We start from the raw sequence: 701 nt of genomic DNA on the forward strand, positions 1-701 counted from the left end.
GCGTAATCGTGCAGGTCCGCTCGGTGATCGTCAACGTCGCCCCTGTGACCCGAAGGGCGGTCCATGAGGCGTTCTTGACGGCTTGCGCAAGCCTTCGACCACAAGGGAGTCGGGCCTCCCGAGCGCCGCCGATGTGAAGGAAAAGTGCGCGTGCTGGCAGTTGAAACGGAGGCGTCATCTGGTCAATTATTGGCTGAAAACAGCGGCCCCGGCAGCTGTACCACTCGTCGCAGCCTGCAGCAGCCATCGCGAACCGGCCCCAGTACGCCGGGGCCTGGACTTCCGCCCCGAATCAGGTGCGCTGCTCCGGCAGCCAGAACGCTGGCGTGCGCAGCGATCCCGCACTGCCGTAGAAGGTCACCGGCGCACAGCGCCCGCTCGGCGCTCGTACACATACGGCACACGCAGGTGGTCGAAGAGCACCGACCAGCGGGCGTGGAGCTCCGTACAGAACCCCACCTTGATTATCTCGTACGCCACGTGCTGCTCCCTGCCGCCGCATCAGATCCCGCTGTCCCTCACTCTCCACCGCAGAACGAGCACCGATGCCCGCCCTCACCTGTTCGGCCCAGCTGTGTCCCTCTGTAGAGGTACGGCACTCGGCTGTCCGTACCGCACCGTAGCGTGCGCCACATGAGGTACACGTTCACGCCGCCGGTTCCGGCGGAGCAGATCCGGCAGTTGCCCACCCGGGACGTTGC

Source organism: Rhodococcus sp. NPDC054953, assembly GCF_053609225.1.